The organism is Streptomyces sp. NPDC058674 (assembly GCF_042716505.1).
Taxonomy (GTDB): Bacteria; Actinomycetota; Actinomycetes; order Streptomycetales; family Streptomycetaceae; genus Streptomyces.
The window spans coordinates 52,728-69,105 of the sequence record NZ_JBHXSC010000013.1 but is presented as its reverse complement, the minus strand read 5'-3'; the positions used below and the strand labels follow the sequence as shown (position 1 = coordinate 69,105).

Genomic DNA, 16,378 nt, shown 5'->3' with positions numbered 1-16,378 from the left:
CCGGGGCCTCCCCCCGGCGGCCCGCCCGGGCTATGCCGCGGGGAGGGCCAGCACCACCAGGGGCTCGGTGGTCGGGGCGGCGGAACCGCCCGACGGTTCCAGGGTGACCCCGACCGCGGTGGCTCCGCGCACCGAGCCCGCCATCAGCTCCGGAGCGCCGGGGCGGGCCGGGTCCATCAGCCCGGCCGGGTGCATGGCGCCCGCCGGGTCGGCGAACCACAGCTGGTAGACGCGGCCCGCCGGCGGGGCCGCCATGCCGTCGGCCACGAACACGGCCTTGTCCTGTTCGCGGGAGACCACGACCGTGGCGGTGCCGCCGTCCGGGAGCCGGCCGGTGGTCGGCCGGGCGTCCGGGGCGGTCAGCACCTCGGCCGTGGCCGCCGCCCGAGCCTGCGCGGCACGCGCTTCCTGCCGGGCGGTACCGGCCTGCTCGGCCTGCCACACCGCGACCCCGCCGAGCCCCGCCACCGCCACGAGGCAGGCCGCCAGCGCCCAGCGGAGCCGGCTCCGCCCCGGCCGCGCCTGCCGGACGGCAGCTGTGCCGGTATCACCGCCGGGGGCACCGCCGTGGGTACCGCTGGGATCGCCGCCGGGGGCGCCGCCCGTGTCCGGGTCGGGGGTCCGCACGGAGTGCTCGTACGGCTCACCGGCCGCGGCCCCCGGTCCGCCGGCCGCCGCCGGCTCAGCCCCGAGCTCCCGGATGCGGTGCATCACCGCGTCGCGCATCTCCGGCGGCGGCCGCACCGCCACGGCCCGGCCCAGCAGCGCCGCCGTCGCGGCCAGCTCCCGTACCTCCTCGGCGCAGGGACGGCAGGTCGCCAGGTGGGCCTCGAACGCCGCGCGCTCCCGCGCGGTCAGCGCGTCCGCCACGTACGCGCCCGTCGCCTCGTGCATGCTCTCCGTACTCATCCGCCGCTCACCCCGAGACAGTCACGCAACCGCAGCAAGCCGTCCCGCAGTCGTGTCTTCACGGTACCCAGGGGAACCGACAGCGTCTCGGACACCTCACGGCAGGTCAGCCCCCGGTAGTAGGCCATGGTCACCGACTGGCGCTGGATCTCCGTCAGCGAGCCGAGGCAGCGCCGTACCCGGTCCCGCTCCTCGCGGTCCTCGACCTCTTCGCTCACCTCGTCGAACTCCGGGAGCGCCGCCTCCAGCATGGCCGCCCGCCGCTCCCGGTCGGACGCCGCCTGCGCCGACCGGACCCGGTCCACCGCCCGACGGTGCGCGATCGTGAGCACCCACGTCCGCACGCTGCCCAGGTCCGCGCGGTAGCGGCCCGCGGAGCGCCACACCTCGACGAGCACCTCCTGAGCCACCTCCTCGGCCTGGGCCCGGTCGCGCAGCACCCCGAGCGCCACACCGAGCACCGAGCCGCTCACGGCGCCGTACACCTCGCCGAAGGCGCCCTCGTCGCCCTCGGCAACCCGGCCCATCAGCGTGTCGAGCTGTTTAACGTCGTCCACGGCCCGATCCTCCCGCATCCTTGCGCTCCCGGTGTCATGGGGACCCGGCGCCTCGCCGGACCGTCCGCGGCGTTCCACCGGGTGCGTCATGCACGGGGCCGTCCGGCCCGGTCCGCCGCCCGGCGGGCCATGGCCTCCAGGCAGGGGTCGGACGCGGTGGGGCCCGCAGTGTGGCCGTCCCCGTCCCCGGCGGCGGCTTCCACGGGTGCGCCGTCCTGGGCGCGGGCCGCCCGGCCCGCCCGGCGCGCGCCGGGCCCGCCGCGTTTGCGCAGCTCCACCACCCCGTCGGCGAGGAGGGGCAGCAGCGGAGGCGCGGAGGGGGTGCCGGGCGCCGCCGCGGCTGCGGACCCGGCTTGTTCGGGCCGGTCCTGCACGGACTCGGACATGGGCGGATCCCCTCCTGGCGGTCGGCCGCGGCGCGGACCCGTGGCGGCGGAAGGGGCGGCCGTCCGGAGTACCCTCCGGACGGCCGCCCCTGATCGTTGCGGGTCAGTGAACCCAGCGCCCGCCCCGTCCGACGCGCCCTCGGCCGTCCTCTCCCTCGGACGGGTACCGATGTTCCCCCTGCGGGGTGGTGCTCGCGCGATGAGCGGTCGCGACCGACCCCGGTGGTGTAAGTCAGCCCGCCGCCGGGAGGTAGGCGGCGATCCCGGCCGCCAGGGCGTACGGGTCCCCGCTCGGCCGGCTCGGATGCCGCGTGGTCCGCCGGGCCCACTCCTCCTCCACCGCGTACCAGTCGATCTCCCGGGGCGCGGCCCGTTGGACCAGCGCCTCCTCCAGCGAGGCGAAGTACCTCTCCCAGCGGGGCGCGTACAGCTCCGAGACCAGGCCGCTCCACTCGCGGTTCGCGTAGTCGTGCAGGAAGCCGCCCTCGCTCGTGCCGCGTCGGCCCCACACGCTCAGGACCGAGCGGGCGTCGTACTCGTACCGGTCCTGCTCGGCCTTGTCCGCTCCCCAGGAGCGGGCCGCCCCCAGCCAGCCGCCGAGCAGGAAGTTCGGATCGGATCCGGTGATCGCGTCCAACCGCCGCTCCCCGTCACGCCATTGCGCGGTCAGTTCGCGGAACAGGTCCAGGTCCTTCGCCTCGTACGCCGCCTTGATCTTCGGCAGCAGCACCCGCGAGTGGTTGGCCAGCGCCTGGCGCGCGGTGTCCACCAGGTCGAAGCGGTACGCGGTGGAGGCGCGCAGCCGCGGGTCCACCCGCAGCAGGTGGTCCAGGGCGCGGCGGACCGAACCGGCCGGGTAGCGCATGGACTTGGGGCTCCAGTGCGCGGACCCCGCCGCGGTCAGGCCCGGGCGGGCGGTGAACAGGCTGTCCTGGGACTCCGACCACAGTCCCGACGAGGTGCTGTACGGACCCTTGCGCAACTCCTCCCAGGCCGCTGCTGCGGCGGCGTCCGGGCGGCCGTACCGCCGGGACGCGAAGTCCGCGAACCACGTGCGCTGGTCGATCGGCCCCGGCTCCCAGGCCAGGTCGGTGAAGAGGTCGAAGGCGGCCGGGTTGGTCCCCGTGGCCTCGGGCAGGTAGGCGATGCCGCGGAGCGCGCTGCCGGACTTCCCGCGCCAGGCGGGGAAGCGCTCCAGCCACACCGAGGTGTTCGCGCCGATCGTGGTGTGCCCGCCGAAGTTGTAGATCGTACCCATCGCGTACGGGGCGCCGCCCCAACGGGTTTCGCGGTCGAGGCGGTTGTACCGGTCGGACAGCCCGTCCAGGATCAACAGCTTCGAGGTGTCCACCCCGGCGAGCAGCTCCGCGGTCGGGTCGTCCTGCCAGCCCAGGACCGCCCAGAGCGCCCCCGGTCGGGCCGCGTGCAGGGCCTTCTGGATCGCGCCGGCCGCGGCCCGCACGTCCACCGAGCCCGTCTGCCCGCCCTCGTGCAGCGGACTCATCCGGTACATCGTGCTGTCGCCGAACACCGCGCGCTGCTCGGCGTAGTAGGCGGCGGCCAGCTTCCCGAAGACCGGCGAGGCCGGGTCGAGCCAGTCCGGCCGGTCGAAGCCGGCCCAGTCCCCCTGGGGCACGGTGGCCGACCCCGGGTTGCGTGCCGCGAAACCCGGTGGGACGGTGCCGAAGTAGCCCGGCAGGACCGGTGTCATGCCCAGAGCGCGCAGCTGCTCGGCGATCCGCCCGCCCAGAGCGGCGCGCTCGCGCATCAGCCGCTCCGAGACGGGGCCGCCGAAGGAGCTCAGGTTCTGCAGGAGCCACCAGCTCTGGTGGCCGGGGCCGGGGATCCACTCGCGCAGTTCGGCGGCGGAGTAGCCGAAGCCCTGGAGCGCGCGGTAGTACGGGTACTCGGCGCCGGCCTGCACGAACACCTCGTTGACCCCGTGCAGGGCGAGCAGGTCGATCTGCCGCTGGTGCTCCTCGAAGGAGCGGTACGGGCCCGCGTACCCGTCGTCGGTGTCGTTGAGGGCGTACCGGTGCGGGACCAGCGCACTGCGGGTGACCGGGGCCGGTACGGCCGGCAGGGTGGCCGGGAGCATGCCGATGCTGTCGCCGGGCCAGCCGATGTCCGCGCCGGCCACGTGCTGGAGGTACCATCCGACACCGGTGAGCAGGGTGGCGCCGGTGGAGCCGCGCACGGTGAGCGCCCCGGCCGTCCCGGACACGGTGAAGGTGTCGGCCTCGGCGGCCGCGTCCGGCACGAGGGTGAACTGCCCGGCGTGGCGCGGCAGGAGCCGTGCCAGGGCCGCGCGGGCGGGAGCGGCGTCGAAGGCCCGGCCCCGGGGCGGGCCGACCTGCGGCCCGCTCCGCGCGGCCCCGGGCACGAAGCCGTGCGCGGCCGGGCCGGCGTACGCGCCCGTACCCGGGGCTGCGTACGCGCCCGTACCTGGGGCTGCGTACGGGGACGCGGCCGGGGCTGCGTACGGGGACGCGCCCGGGGTGGTCGCCCCGGGCGCGGCTCCCGCGCAGAGCAGGGTCAGGAGCGCCGCCGGGAGGGCGGTGAGGGCGACCGGCCGGGCGGCCCGTGTCCACGGCCCCCCGCGTCGCGCCGAATCCGTCGTCCGCGGCTTCATGTGCGAGGACCTCCGCTTCGTCATCCGTGTGCCGTCAGACCGGCAGGGACCAGGCCTGGTCGACCCGGTGGTCGCCGCAGGGCTCCAGCCTCAGCCGCTCGACCGGGGCGTCCGGGGTCCCCGCGGCGGCGGGGGCCGTCAGGCAGAGGCCGCTCGCCTCGTCGACCAGGGCCCCGTCTCGGCGGTGCGTCCAGTCCTGGCCGGTCCGACCGGTCCGCGGCGGCGCGCATCCGGACAGCTCGACGAGGCCGTCCCCGCCGGCCGTCAGGCACTTTCCGGCCAGCCGCAGGCTCCCGTCCCGGGCCACCAGCCACCGCTGGTCGGGGGCGCCGGTGCAGGCTCCCGGGACGACGGCGCCGAGCCCCGTGGTGTTGGCGCCGTCGGCGCACCTGGAGCCGACGCCGACGATCTGCCCGGTGGGCACGGGCTGCGCGCAGCCGCGCGGGGTGAGCCGCCACACCGCGGTGTCGTGCGCGGCCAGGGTTCCGTTCAGCGCGTCGGAGACCCGGCGGCGCTCCCCGCTCCACAGGTCCTTCGCGTCGGCCGTGCAGTCGGGCAGGCCGATCTCCTCCAGCGGTACGTGGATGTCGCGGGTGGCGCCCGACCGGTTGAGGACGGCGACCGCGCGGTCACCGCCCGCGAGCGGCCGGGTGAGGATCTCGAAGGTGGCGTTGGAGGAGACCACCGAGCCCTGACGGCCCATCGGGTCCTGGTCCAGCGTGATCAGATCGGTGTTCCCCAGGGCCGCCAGCCCCTCCCGAGTCAACCCGGAGACGTCCGAGGACAGGATGAAGGGGGCCGCCATCATGGCCCAGAGGGCGACCTGGCTGCGGCTCTCGGCCGCGGTGAGCCCCGGGGCGCCCGCGATCAGGAAGTCGGGGTCGTTCCAGTTGCCGGGGCCCGCGTAGCGGCCGAGCCAGCGGTTGTAGCCGTAGTTGCCCATCACGGAGTTCCAGCGTGAGGCGGCGGGCGTGGCCGGCTTGTAGACCTGGACGTCACGGCCCTCGCGCCACAGCTGGCCGGTCTCGCCGACCCAGTCCAGCACCCGGTGCCAGTCGGAGCCGCCCCACTCGCCCTGCTGGAAGTAGGCGGGGGCGGACGCCGACAGCACCATGTCCCGGCCGCTCTCGCGCAGCCCCTTGGCGACGGCGTTGTAGGCGTCCCGGTACGCCTGCTCCTTCGTGGTGCCGGGCGGCACCCACAGGTTGCAGCCGTCCATCTTGACGTAGTCCACCTTCCAGGACGCGAACTGCCGTGCGTCCTGGGCGTAGTGGTCCGGGCCGCCGCCCTGGGGGGCGCCGCTGCCGGGGTACTTCTCACAGGTGAGGGAGCCGGCGTCCTGGTAGATGCCGAACTTGAGGCCCTTGGCGTGCAGGTACGAGCCGAGCCAGGCCATGCCGTGCGGGAACTTCTCCGTGTCGACGACCAGCGCGCCCTGTGCGTCGCGGCTCCTGGTCATCCAGCAGTCGTCCACGGTGACCGTGTCGTAGCCCTTGGCGGCGAGCCCCGTGGACACGAGCGCCTCGGCGTTCGCGACCACCTTGGCCTCGTCGATGTCGCACATGTAGTGCGCCCAGTTGTTCCAGCCCATGGGCGGGGTGAGGGCGAGCGGGGTGTCGGAGGTCGCGGTCGGCTCGGCCGCCGCCGGGGCGGGGGAGAGCGCGAGGGCGAGCAGGGCGGCCGCGGTCAGGCAGGGGAGCGTCGCACGCAGGCGAGGCGGCACGGAGACTCCTTGACGTGGGACTGTCGTGGACGTGACTGTCGTGACCCAGTGCATCGGGGCGGATGCGCACTGTCAACAGAAGTCGACGGTTATCGCACAAGGACCAGCAATATGGCCGCAGTCGGGATCACGCCAAGGAGTGACGCGGCGGGCCGGGTCGTCTCGATACGACGTATGTTACGGTGTATCCCATGCCGAGACGATCAATGGCCCTGGACCGTGCCACACCCGAGGTCATCGCCGTCGCGGCGCTGCGCATCCTCGACGAGCACGGGCCGGAGAGCCTCAGCTTCCGCGCCCTCGCCGAACGGCTCGGCGTCTCGCACGCCACCGTCCAGCGCCGCTGTTCGGATCTCGCCGGGCTGCTGGACCTGTGCACCGAGCACCTGGCCGGCCAACTGCCCGACATCCCCGCAGGGACCGCCTGGGCGCAGGCCACGGAGCAGCGCTTCTGCGCCCTGTACCGGCTGCTGGTCGCGCACCCGGGCCTGCTGGTGCTGCGCGGCGGCCGCCCCTGGCTCGGGCGCCAGCTGCTGGCGCGGCTCGTCGAGCCCGCCCTCGCCGACAGCGTGGCCGCCGGGATGACCGCGGCCGAGGCGATGACGGTGTACCGCCGGATGTACCTGCTCACCCTGGGCAGCGCCGCCTTCGTGGACCACCGCGACCCGGCGGGTGCCACCGCCGCCTCCAGGGCGGCCCTGGCGGCCCTGGACCCCCAGGAGTTCCCGGTGCTCTCCGGCGGACTGGCGGACGTACTGCCTCCGCTGACGGACCACGAGGTCTACCACGGCGCCCTGCGCCAGCTCATCGAAGCCGCCCGGCCCACCGCCTGACCATCGCCTGCCTGGGAGACCCGCCGTGCAACCGGAACAGCAGCTCGACTACGCCGCCGTACGCGCCGCCGCCGACCGGATCGCGGGAGGGGTGCGGCCGGTCGCCGTGGCCCCCGCGTCCGACGGGGTCTGGTACGCGCTGGAGCACCTCCAGCACACCGGTTCCTTCAAGGCCCGCGGCGCCCGCAACTTCCTGGCCGCACACCACCGCGCCGGGACCCTCCCGGCCGCGGGCGTCACCATCGCCTCCGGCGGCAACGCGGGCCTCGCCTGCGCCTGGGCGGCCCGCGCCCAGTCCGTGCCGGCGACCGTCTTCCTGCCCGTCAACGCCCCGCGCGTGAAGGTGGAACGGCTGCGCGGGTACGGCGCCCGGGTGCGGCTCGTCGGCGACCGCTACGCCGAAGCGCTCGCCGCCTGCCGGGAGTTCGCCGCCGACAGCGGAGCCCTGAGCAGCCATGCCTACGACCACCCGCTCATCGCGGCCGGCGCCGGGACCCTGCTCGACGAGATCCGGGCCGCGCTGCCCGGTCTGGACACCGTGGTCGTCGCGGTCGGCGGCGGCGGGCTGTTCGCCGGCGTGGCCACCGCCGCCCGCGAGCACGGCGTACGGGTCGTCGCCGCCGAGCCGGAGAACTGCCGGGCGCTGAACGCGGCCCTGGCCGCCGGCCGCCCCGTGGACGTCGAGGTCGACTCCGTCGCCGCCGACTCCCTCGGCGCCACCCGGGTCTCGGCGGACGCGCTCGCCGCCGCCCGGGAGGGCGACGTGACGTCCGTGCTCGTCCCCGACACGGAGATCACGGCTGCCCGGCGCGCCCTGTGGGAGGACCACCGGATCGTGGTCGAGGCGGCGGCGGCCACCGCCCTGGCGGCGCTGCGCGGGGCGTCGGAACCGCTGGGCAAGCGGGTCGCCGTCGTCCTGTGCGGGGCCAACACCGATCCCGGAGACCTGGCGGGGCCCGGGGTGTGAGCCGCCGTCAGGCTCCAGCGGCGTCCGGCTCGCGCACCACGACCACGGAGCCGGCGGCGTACCGGACCAGATCGTCCCGGATCGTGACAGGGCTGTCAGCGCTGGGGTGGGGCGGGTGGCCTGCGGCCGGCGAGGGCGATCTCCCGGTGTCGGCCATGGCCCCGCGCCGGCCCACCGACCCGCCGGTCAGGGGGCGTCGATGAGGACCCGGCCGTCGGTGGGCACGGTTGCCGCGAGTCCGTTCGCGTATGCGTTCTGCACACGGGACCGCTCGGCCGCGTTGGGCACGGCGTTGGTGCAGGCCGTACCGGCGCTGGACCCGGACATCAGCTGGGAGCACGGCCCCGGCTTGGTGTCCGGGAGGCCCAGGCTGTGGCCCAGCTCGTGCGCGGCGATGCGCGTCTTGTCGTACCCCTGGCTCACGGCCTGCGCGCCGAGTTCGACTCGCACCTGTCGCCCGGGACGGACCGGACCGAGGGTGGCCTGCGGCCAGCCGGTGGTGGCCACGATGACGATCTCGGCCCGGACCCCGGGCCCGGCCTCCACCAGCCGAACGTTACTGACGTTCGCGTTCCAGGAGGCGACCCCGGCCGTGATGGCCGCTTCCCAGCCGGCGGCCCGGCTGTCGTCGTAACGGAGCGTCACCACCGCGGCGGTGGCGTCCGGTATGGGCGCGGGTGCCGCGGTCGCGGCGGTTGCCGTCGCGAGAACCATTGCGGCGGCGGAAGTGCCTACTTTCAGCCAGGTACCTAGAGACATGGTCGTCTTCCTTCATGCGGGGGGACCCGGCCCCTCGACGGAAACCGGGGCACTGGAGACGCCGCCACCGCCCGCCTGTGGCCCGCACGTTCGGACAGCCGCCCCTCCGGAGCCTTAAGAAGGTAGCCCCGCCCCCTGCCAACCCGTCATGCACCTGCCAGCCAATTCCGGCAGGCTCTCCAGCCGATGCCCGGTCAGCGGGCGGCGCCATCCAGGGGGCTCGCGCGGCCGCGCTCGGCGAGCGGGCTGCGGACGGCCGCGTCGGCGCAGCCATGCGGCTTCGGGACGGCCGGGCAGCGCCAGAGAGCGCGTTTCCAGCGGGGCCCCGCGAGGCGGTGGACGTCGTCGACGGGACCGGCTGCGGCGAGCCGGCCTCCCGAGGACGACGAGGCCGAAACGGCCGGGTGGCCGGCCTCACTCGCGACGATCGTTGCGGTAGGCGGCGACTTTCGAGGACAGCCCCGGGTTCCCGCACCCTGCGAGGGTCGGGACGACACGGTGAACGGCACCGGGCACGGCACGGCATGGAGGAACGGCGTGGCTCAGCGCAAGGGTTGCCTGATCGGTATCGGCGTGGCGCTGGTGGTGGGCATCGGCCTCATCGCCGCACTGGTCTTCGGGGCGGGCAAGGTCCTCGACATGGCGGACAAGACCCTGGTCGACCCCGAGGTCTACGAGGGGGCCCGGGCCGGCCAGGCGGAACAGGAGGTGCGCGACAGGCTCCCGTCGGGCGAGACGTTCATCAAGGACGGCCTCAAGGAGGGCGGCCCGGCCGAGCCTGCGGGCAGCCAGTGCTCCTGGTACCTGTCCAGCGGCGCGAGCAAGGGCGGCAAGGAGACCGTGCTCCGCTTCTGCTTCAAGGACGGCAAACTCGCGGAGAAGGCCCAGTACCCCATGAAGTAGCCCCACCGGCCCGCCCGCGGACGGCCCGCCCGGCTACCGGGGCCACGGGTACGGCGCGTGCGTGCGGGCCTTCGCTAAGCGTCGACATGCGGTCAACTCCGACGGTCCGGCTGGGGCGGCGTGTTATCGGCATCACGGGTGATCGCCTTCGCGCGTTGAAGCGCATCAGTCCAGTTCGGGCCGGTCGCGGTGAGGACGTCGCAGCGCAGGCGGTGCCCTGTCGTGGCCTTCGGGGCCCGCGTGCCACCGGCCACCGGGAGCCGCGCCGCATTGACGCGCTCCGGATTGCGGACGACCGTGGGCACCGCCTCCGGCAGGGAAGCCGGACCTCTGCGAAGGCGGCGACGATGGCGCGACACCGCTTTGCCCGTACGGCCGTTGCCACCCTGGTGGCGGGCGCGCTCCTCTCGGCCTCCGCCTGCGGCATGAGCGGCGGCGCCGGGGACGTGGAGGAGGCGGAGCGGACGGGCAAGGTGGCCGGAAAGATCACCTTCCGCACACTGCAGTTGAAGCCGAAGTTCACCTCCTACGTGCAGGGCGTGATCGACGCCTTCGAGGAGAGGTACCCGGACGTCGAGGTGAAGTGGGAGGACGTCCCCGGCGACGGCTACAACGAGAAGCTCGTCGCGGACGCCCAGGCCGGAGCCCTCCCGGACGTGGTCAACCTCTCCACCGACTCCTTCCAGCTCCTCGGCGACCGGGGGATGCTCGCCGACGTGGCCAGGCTCGACGCGGCGGTCGCCAAGGAGTACGTGCCCGGAGCCTGGGAGCAGTTCAAGCTCCCCGGGAAGGGCGACGGCGTGTACGCGTACCCCTGGTACGTCACCCCGGAGATCCTCACCTACAACAGGGAGCTCTTCGCGCGGTCCGGCCTGGACCCGGACCGGCCCCCCACCAGCGTGGAGCAGTTCTTCGACTACGCCGAGCAGATCGCGGCCAGGTCCGCAGGCCGGTACTCCGCCTTCATGGCCGACCCCAAGGGCCGGCTGCCCGGGGACTGGCAGAAGATGGGCGTCCCGATCCTGAACGAGCAGCGGGACCGCTTCGCCTTCGACACCGACAAGGCCGTCGAGTGGGTCGAGCGGATGAAGGACCTGTACGCCAAGGGCGCCATGCCCAAGGAGTCCCTGCTCAAGTCCGACGACGTCAACCAGCTCTACGGCAGCGGGAAGATCGTCTTCGGTCCCGGCTCCCCGGGCTTCGTCAAGGACGTCAAGCTGAACGCCCCGCAGGTCTACGCGAACACCCAGGTCGCCGGAGCCGTCACCGGCAGGCTCGGCCACATCGGCATCTACGCCCAGTCGCTCGGCATCAGGAAGAACACCGCCCACCCGGACGCGGCGGCCGAATTCGCCAAGTGGGTCACCAACGGGCCCAACCAGGTGGCGTTCTCCGAGAACGCCACCATCTACCCGTCCAACGCCCAGGGCCTCGCCGATCCGCGCTTCACGGACAGGGGCGACGGCAGGGACGCGGAGACCCTCGCCCGCGCGATCGGCGCCGAACAGCTGAAGGACGCCGCGCTCGACGCCAACACCCCGGTCCAGTGGACCAACCAGGTCGGCGACGCCGTCGTACGCGAGATGCAGAAGGCCATCAAGGGCGAACAGGACCCCAGAGCGGCGGTGAGGAGGGCCCGGGAGGCGGCCGACGAGCTGCTCGCCGACGCGGTCGGCAGGTGAGCGGGCTGGTGGAGGCGAGGAAGGCGGCAACCGCCGGGAAGGCGGGCAGGACGAGTACGGCCGGGGCCGGCCGGAGGAAGAGCGCGCGGGCGGCGGTGGAGGCCTACACGGGACTGCGCCACCGCAGGTGGTGGACCCCTTACCTGTTCCTCGCGCCCGGCCTGGCCATGGTGGCCCTGTTCAGCCTCTGGCCGTTCGTCAACACGGTCGTCCTCTCCTTCACCGACTCCCAGATCCTGCGCGGCGGGTCCTTCGTCGGCTTCGACAACTACACCCGGGCCTTCGCCGACGACGACTTCTGGGTGGCGACGGGGAACAGCGTCCTCTACCTCGTGGTCGTCGTGCCCTGCCTGGTCCTGCTGCCGCTGGCCCTCGCGGTCCTCGTCCGGACCCACATCCCCGGAATCGGCTTCTTCCGGTCCGCCTTCTACACCCCGGTGATCGCCTCGGCGGTGGTCGTCGGCCTGATTTGGCAGTGGGTGCTGCGCAGCGACGGCCTGGTCAACACCGTCCTGCGGAAGCTCAGCGTCATCTCCGAGCCGGTCCCCTTCCTGACCGACAGCACGATGCTGCTGGTCTCCGCGATGATCGTGACCGTGTGGAAGGGCCTCGGTTACTACATGGTCTTCTACCTGGCGGCGCTCGGGAACGTCTCCGCCTCCCTCTACGAGGCGGCCGCCATCGACGGGGCCGGCCCGCTGCGCCGCTTCTTCAGCATCACCGTCCCCCAGGTGAAACCGATGATGCTGCTGGTCGGCACCCTCTCGGCCGTCTCCGCGCTCCGCGTCTTCACCGAGATCTACATCCTCGGCGGCGAGAGCGGCGGCCCCGGAGGCGGCTCCCGCACCCTGCCCTTCCTGATCCGGCAGGTCGGCCTCGGCTTCTCCGGAGAGACCGGCTACGCCTCCGCCCTCTCCATCCTGCTGTTCCTGCTGACCCTGGTCTTCAGCCTGCTGGGCCGCCGCCTGGCGAAGGGGGACGAGGGATGAGCACGCCGCCCGCCACCGGAAGCCGCGCCCCCCGGCGCACCGGCGCCGACCGCAGGCGCTGGTGGATCGCACGCGCCGGCCGCTACGCCACGCTGCTGCTGATGCTCGCGGTGATGCTGGGGCCCATCGTCTGGCAGTTCCTCACCTCGATCCGCGGCCGCGGAGAGAACGTGTACGACGGGGTGCTCCCCGCGCAGCCCACCCTCGACAACTACGTCCGCGTCGCCGAGTCGTTCCCGCTGCTGCGGTACGTGGGCAATACCCTCACCGTGGCGGTCCTCGCCATCACCTCGAACATGCTCTTCGCGGCGATGGGCGGCTACGCACTCTCCCGGGCCGCCTGGAAGGGCCGCACGGCCGTCTTCACCCTGCTGGTGGCGACCCTGATGTTCCCGTTCGAGTCGGTGATGATCTCGATGTTCCTCACCGTCCGCGAGATGGGCCTGATCGACACCCTCGTCGGCGTGTGGCTCCCCGGCGCGGTCTCCGTCCTCAACATCATGATCATGCGGGCGGCCTTCCTCGCCGTGCCCAGGGAGGTGGAGGAGGCCGCCGTCCTGGACGGCGCCAACGAGTGGGCCCGCTTCACCCGGGTCTTCCTGCCGTCCGCCAAGGGCGCCCTGGCGGTCGTCTGCATCACCAGCTTCATGGGGGCCTGGGACGACTTCCTCTGGCCCCTGCTCGTCCTCACCGACAGCGAGAACCACACCCTGCAGCTGGGCCTCAAGACCCTGGCCGGTGCCACGACGGTGAACGACCAGCGGCTCGTCGCCGCGGGCGCGATGGCCGCGCTGATCCCGATGGTGCTGCTCTTCTTCGCCCTCCAGCGCTTCTTCTTCAGAGGCGTGGGCGAGGGAGCGGTGAAGACCTGAACCCGGCCCGCCCGACGCGCCGGCCTCACCGTCTGCCCGTACCCACCGTACGAGAACTCCCCCTCCTGGAGCAGCCGTCATGCACGACGACCGCAGCATCACCGAACACCGCCTCCGCCGGGTCCTGGGCGAACGCATCAAGCCCGCCGTGCGCACGCATCCGGTCCCGCTGACCGTCGAGCGCTGGGAGGTCCCCGGCGAGCCCGTCCCCGTCGCCGAGGGCCTCGCCGCCGCGTACGAGCCCTGCGGGCCCGGTGCGACGTGGGGTCCGGCCTGGGGGACCACCTGGTTCAAGGTCACCGGGGCCGTTCCGGCCGACTGGGCCGGCCGCACCGTGGAGGCCGTCCTCGACCTCGGCTTCGACCGGATGATGCCCGGCTTCCAGTGCGAGGGCCTGGTCCACCGGGCCGACGGGAGCGAGGTCAAGGCGCTCAACCCCCACAACGACTGGGTGCGCGTGGCCGACCGGGCCGAGGGCGGCGAGCGGATCGAGTGGTACGTCGAGGCCGCCTCCAACCCCGTCCTCGTCGACCACGCCGTCACCTACGAAGGCGACCGGCAGACCGCGGCGGACGAGCCCCTCTACCGCCTCGCCCGAATGGAACTGACCGTCTTCAACACCGCGGTGTGGGAGCTGGTCCAGGACCTGGAGGTGCTCCACGACCTGATGATGCAACTCGGCACGGGCGACGCGCGCCGGTACGAGATCCTGCGCGCCGTCGACGCGGCACTGGACGCGGTGGACCTCGGGGACGTGCCCGGCACGGCGCCCGCCGCCCGCGCGTGCCTCGCCGGGGTGCTGGCCGCGCCCGCCCACGCCTCCGCGCACCGGATCAGCGCCATCGGCCACGCCCACATCGACTCCGCCTGGCTGTGGCCGCTGCGCGAGACGGTCCGCAAGGTCGCCCGGACCGCGTCCAACATGGTCAACCTGATGGACGGGCACCCCGGCTTCGTCTTCGCGATGTCGCAGGCGCAGCAGCTCGACTGGATCAAGACGTACCGGCCCGAACTCTTCGAGCGCATCAAGAAGAAGATCGCGGACGGGCAGTTCGTGCCGGTCGGAGGGATGTGGGTCGAGTCCGACACCAACATGGTGGGCGGCGAGGCCATGGCCCGGCAGTTCCTCTACGGCAAGAAGTTCTTCCTCGACGAGTTCGGGATCGAGACGCGCAACGTCTGGCTCCCCGACTCCTTCGGCTACACCGCCGCGATGCCGCAGATCGTCAAGCTCTCCGGCTCCACGTGGTTCCTGACCCAGAAGATCTCCTGGTCGCAGGTCAACGAGTTCCCCCACCACACCTTCTGGTGGGAGGGCATCGACGGCACCCGCATCTTCACGCACTTCCCGCCCGTCGACACCTACAACGGCGACCTCGGCGGCGCCCAACTGGCCCACGCGGCCCGCAACTACCGCGAGAAGGGGCGCGGTTCGCGCTCGCTGGCCCCCTTCGGCTGGGGTGACGGCGGTGGCGGGCCCACCCGGGAGCATCTGGCCCGCGCCGCGCGCCAGCGGGACCTGGAGGGCTCCCCGCGGGTCGAGATCGAGCCCCCCGACGCCTTCTTCGAGAAGGCCCGCGCCGAGTACCAGGACGCCCCCGTCTGGGCAGGTGAGCTCTACCTGGAGCTGCACCGGGGCACCTACACCTCCCAGGCCAAGACCAAACAGGGCAACCGCCGCAGCGAGTCCCTGCTGCGCGAGGCCGAGCTGTGGGCGGCCACCGCCGCGGTGCGGGTGCCGGAGTACGGATACCCCTACGAGCGGCTGGAGCGGATCTGGAAGACGGTGCTGCTGCACCAGTTCCACGACATCCTCCCGGGCTCCTCCATCGCCTGGGTGCACCGCGAGGCGCGCGAGACGTACGCGAGGCTGGGCGAGGAGCTGCGGGCGATCACGCTGGCCGCGCAGGGCGCGCTGGCGGGGGAGGGGGAGGAGGAACTCGTCTTCAACTGTGCCCCGCACACCCGCAGCGGGGTCCCGGCGGGCGGCGCGGCCCCGCCGGCCGCGCCGGAGGGGTCCGTCACCGTGGAGGAGCGGCGGGGCGGCGGGCACGTCCTGGCCAACGGCCGGCTGCTGGTCGGGATCGACGGACGGGGACTGATCGTCTCGGCCTACGACCTGGAGGCCGGCCGCGAGTCCGTGGCTCCGGGCGCAGCGGCCAACCTCCTCCAGGTCCACCCCGACTTCCCGAACATGTGGGACGCCTGGGACATCGACGCGTTCTACCGCCACCAGGTCACCGACCTCGTGGACCTGGACGCCCTGGAGATCGCCGAGAGCGGCCCCGCGTCGGCCACCGTCCGCGTCACCCGCACCTTCGGCTCCTCCTCGGTGGTCCAGTCGGCGACGCTGCGGGCCGGCGCCAAGACGGTGGACATCGTCACGGACGTGGAGTGGCACGAGACGGAGAAGCTGCTGAAGGCGGCCTTCCCGCTGGACGTGAAGGCGGAGCGGTCGGCCTCCGAGACGCAGTTCGGGCACGTCTACCGGGCCACGCACACCAACACCTCGTGGGAGGCGGCGAAGTTCGAGATCTGCGCGCACCGCTGGATCCACGTGGAGGAGCCCGGCTGGGGTGCGGCGCTGCTCAACGACTCCACCTACGGGCACGACGTGACCCGCGACGTACGGCCCGACGGCGGCCAGACCACCACCGTACGGCTGTCCCTGCTGAGGGCCCCGCGCTACCCGGACCCGGAGACCGACCACGGCTCCCACACCGTGCGCTACTCGCTCGCGCCGGGAGCGGACATCGCCGACGCGGTCCGCGAGGGCCGCGCGCTGAACCTGCCCGAACGCACCCTGAGGGGTGCGGGCCCGGTCGCCCCGCTGGTGGCGGTGGACGACGACGCGGTCGTCGTGGAGTCGGTCAAGCTCGCCGAGGACCGCGGCGGCGATGTCGTCGTACGCCTCTACGAATCCCGGGGCGGCCGCGCCAGGGCCACCCTCGCCGCGGGCTTCCCGCTCGCGGCGGCGGTCGAGAGCGACCTCCTGGAGCGGCCCCTGGAGGGGACGGCGGTCGGCGCGCCCGACCCGGCGGGCTCGGTCCCGCTGACGCTGCGCCCGTTCCAGATCGTCACGGTCCGCCTGCGCAGGGCGTGACGCCGGGGGACGGGGCCGTGAACTGCGCCACAGGGGCCGGGGCCCCTTGCCCGCCGTTGCGGG

The 16,378-nt window shown here is 73.6% G+C and carries 13 protein-coding genes; 7 read left to right on the top strand and 6 right to left on the bottom strand.

Annotated elements, in window-relative coordinates:
* Positions 1 to 30 precede the first annotated feature (30 nt).
* The 5 genes from ACFWU6_RS09905 to ACFWU6_RS09885 form a co-directional block, all read right to left on the bottom strand.
* On the bottom strand, positions 31 to 909 hold the full coding sequence (locus tag ACFWU6_RS09905) for an anti-sigma factor domain-containing protein (protein WP_383980069.1): 879 nt from the start codon (positions 907 to 909) through the stop codon (positions 31 to 33).
* On the bottom strand, positions 906 to 1,484 hold the full coding sequence (gene sigK, locus ACFWU6_RS09900) for an ECF RNA polymerase sigma factor SigK (RefSeq protein ID WP_383980063.1): 579 nt from the start codon (positions 1,482 to 1,484) through the stop codon (positions 906 to 908). Before sigK ends, ACFWU6_RS09905 begins: the two co-directional genes overlap by 4 nt.
* Positions 1,485 to 1,552: 68 nt before the next feature.
* On the bottom strand, positions 1,553 to 1,852 hold the full coding sequence (locus tag ACFWU6_RS09895) for a hypothetical protein (protein WP_383980061.1): 300 nt from the start codon (positions 1,850 to 1,852) through the stop codon (positions 1,553 to 1,555).
* A 232-nt stretch (positions 1,853 to 2,084) separates the two neighbouring features.
* Entirely contained in the window at positions 2,085 to 4,484 is a 2,400-nt protein-coding gene (locus ACFWU6_RS09890; RefSeq protein WP_383980058.1) for an alpha-N-acetylglucosaminidase, read from the bottom strand.
* A 34-nt stretch (positions 4,485 to 4,518) separates the two neighbouring features.
* Positions 4,519 to 6,207 (bottom strand): ricin-type beta-trefoil lectin domain protein, encoded by a 1,689-nt coding sequence (locus ACFWU6_RS09885; protein WP_383980056.1) that lies wholly within the window; start codon positions 6,205 to 6,207, stop codon positions 4,519 to 4,521.
* Between the two features lie 191 nt (positions 6,208 to 6,398).
* Between ACFWU6_RS09885 and ACFWU6_RS09880 the strand changes: the two genes are divergently transcribed.
* Together ACFWU6_RS09880 and ACFWU6_RS09875 are read left to right on the top strand one after the other, a co-directional pair.
* Positions 6,399 to 7,040, top strand: coding sequence for a TetR/AcrR family transcriptional regulator (locus tag ACFWU6_RS09880; RefSeq protein WP_383804238.1), 642 nt, complete (start codon positions 6,399 to 6,401; stop codon positions 7,038 to 7,040).
* 25 nt (positions 7,041 to 7,065) lie between these two features.
* On the top strand, positions 7,066 to 8,007 hold the full coding sequence (locus ACFWU6_RS09875) for a serine/threonine dehydratase (protein WP_383804236.1): 942 nt from the start codon (positions 7,066 to 7,068) through the stop codon (positions 8,005 to 8,007).
* A 186-nt stretch (positions 8,008 to 8,193) separates the two neighbouring features.
* Here ACFWU6_RS09875 and ACFWU6_RS09870 read toward each other — a convergent pair whose 3' ends face one another.
* On the bottom strand, positions 8,194 to 8,766 hold the full coding sequence (locus ACFWU6_RS09870) for a snapalysin family zinc-dependent metalloprotease (protein ID WP_383980055.1): 573 nt from the start codon (positions 8,764 to 8,766) through the stop codon (positions 8,194 to 8,196).
* A 537-nt stretch (positions 8,767 to 9,303) separates the two neighbouring features.
* Here ACFWU6_RS09870 and ACFWU6_RS09865 point away from each other — a divergent pair.
* The 5 genes from ACFWU6_RS09865 to ACFWU6_RS09845 all read left to right on the top strand — a co-directional run bounded on the left by ACFWU6_RS09865 (position 9,304) and on the right by ACFWU6_RS09845 (position 16,315).
* Positions 9,304 to 9,669: a hypothetical protein gene (locus ACFWU6_RS09865; protein ID WP_383804232.1), complete on the top strand. Its 366-nt coding sequence runs from the start codon at positions 9,304 to 9,306 to the stop codon at positions 9,667 to 9,669.
* A gap of 347 nt (positions 9,670 to 10,016) precedes the next feature.
* On the top strand, positions 10,017 to 11,351 hold the full coding sequence (locus tag ACFWU6_RS09860) for an ABC transporter substrate-binding protein (RefSeq protein ID WP_383804230.1): 1,335 nt from the start codon (positions 10,017 to 10,019) through the stop codon (positions 11,349 to 11,351).
* 167 nt (positions 11,352 to 11,518) lie between these two features.
* Complete coding sequence (locus tag ACFWU6_RS09855) at positions 11,519 to 12,340, top strand: carbohydrate ABC transporter permease (RefSeq protein ID WP_383980193.1); 822 nt, start codon at positions 11,519 to 11,521, stop codon at positions 12,338 to 12,340.
* Positions 12,337 to 13,212: a carbohydrate ABC transporter permease gene (locus tag ACFWU6_RS09850; RefSeq protein ID WP_383980052.1), complete on the top strand. Its 876-nt coding sequence runs from the start codon at positions 12,337 to 12,339 to the stop codon at positions 13,210 to 13,212. The genes ACFWU6_RS09855 and ACFWU6_RS09850 overlap by 4 nt, the downstream gene beginning before the upstream one ends.
* A 79-nt stretch (positions 13,213 to 13,291) precedes the next feature.
* Entirely contained in the window at positions 13,292 to 16,315 is a 3,024-nt protein-coding gene (locus tag ACFWU6_RS09845; protein ID WP_383980049.1) for an alpha-mannosidase, read from the top strand.
* Positions 16,316 to 16,378 lie beyond the last annotated feature (63 nt).

What these genes read in the sequence shown, in the direction of transcription:
- ACFWU6_RS09905 (WP_383980069.1), bottom strand. Translation starts at nt 909, where the DNA reads ATGAGTACGGAGAGCATGCACGAGGCGACGGGCGCGTACGTGGCGGAC.
- sigK (WP_383980063.1), bottom strand. Translation starts at nt 1,484, where the DNA reads ATGCGGGAGGATCGGGCCGTGGACGACGTTAAACAGCTCGACACGCTG.
- ACFWU6_RS09895 (WP_383980061.1), bottom strand. Translation starts at nt 1,852, where the DNA reads ATGTCCGAGTCCGTGCAGGACCGGCCCGAACAAGCCGGGTCCGCAGCC.
- ACFWU6_RS09890 (WP_383980058.1), bottom strand. Translation starts at nt 4,484, where the DNA reads ATGAAGCCGCGGACGACGGATTCGGCGCGACGCGGGGGGCCGTGGACA.
- ACFWU6_RS09880 (WP_383804238.1), top strand. Translation starts at nt 6,399, where the DNA reads ATGCCGAGACGATCAATGGCCCTGGACCGTGCCACACCCGAGGTCATC.
- ACFWU6_RS09870 (WP_383980055.1), bottom strand. Translation starts at nt 8,766, where the DNA reads ATGTCTCTAGGTACCTGGCTGAAAGTAGGCACTTCCGCCGCCGCAATG.
- ACFWU6_RS09860 (WP_383804230.1), top strand. Translation starts at nt 10,017, where the DNA reads ATGGCGCGACACCGCTTTGCCCGTACGGCCGTTGCCACCCTGGTGGCG.
- ACFWU6_RS09855 (WP_383980193.1), top strand. Translation starts at nt 11,519, where the DNA reads ATGGTGGCCCTGTTCAGCCTCTGGCCGTTCGTCAACACGGTCGTCCTC.
- ACFWU6_RS09850 (WP_383980052.1), top strand. Translation starts at nt 12,337, where the DNA reads ATGAGCACGCCGCCCGCCACCGGAAGCCGCGCCCCCCGGCGCACCGGC.
- ACFWU6_RS09845 (WP_383980049.1), top strand. Translation starts at nt 13,292, where the DNA reads ATGCACGACGACCGCAGCATCACCGAACACCGCCTCCGCCGGGTCCTG.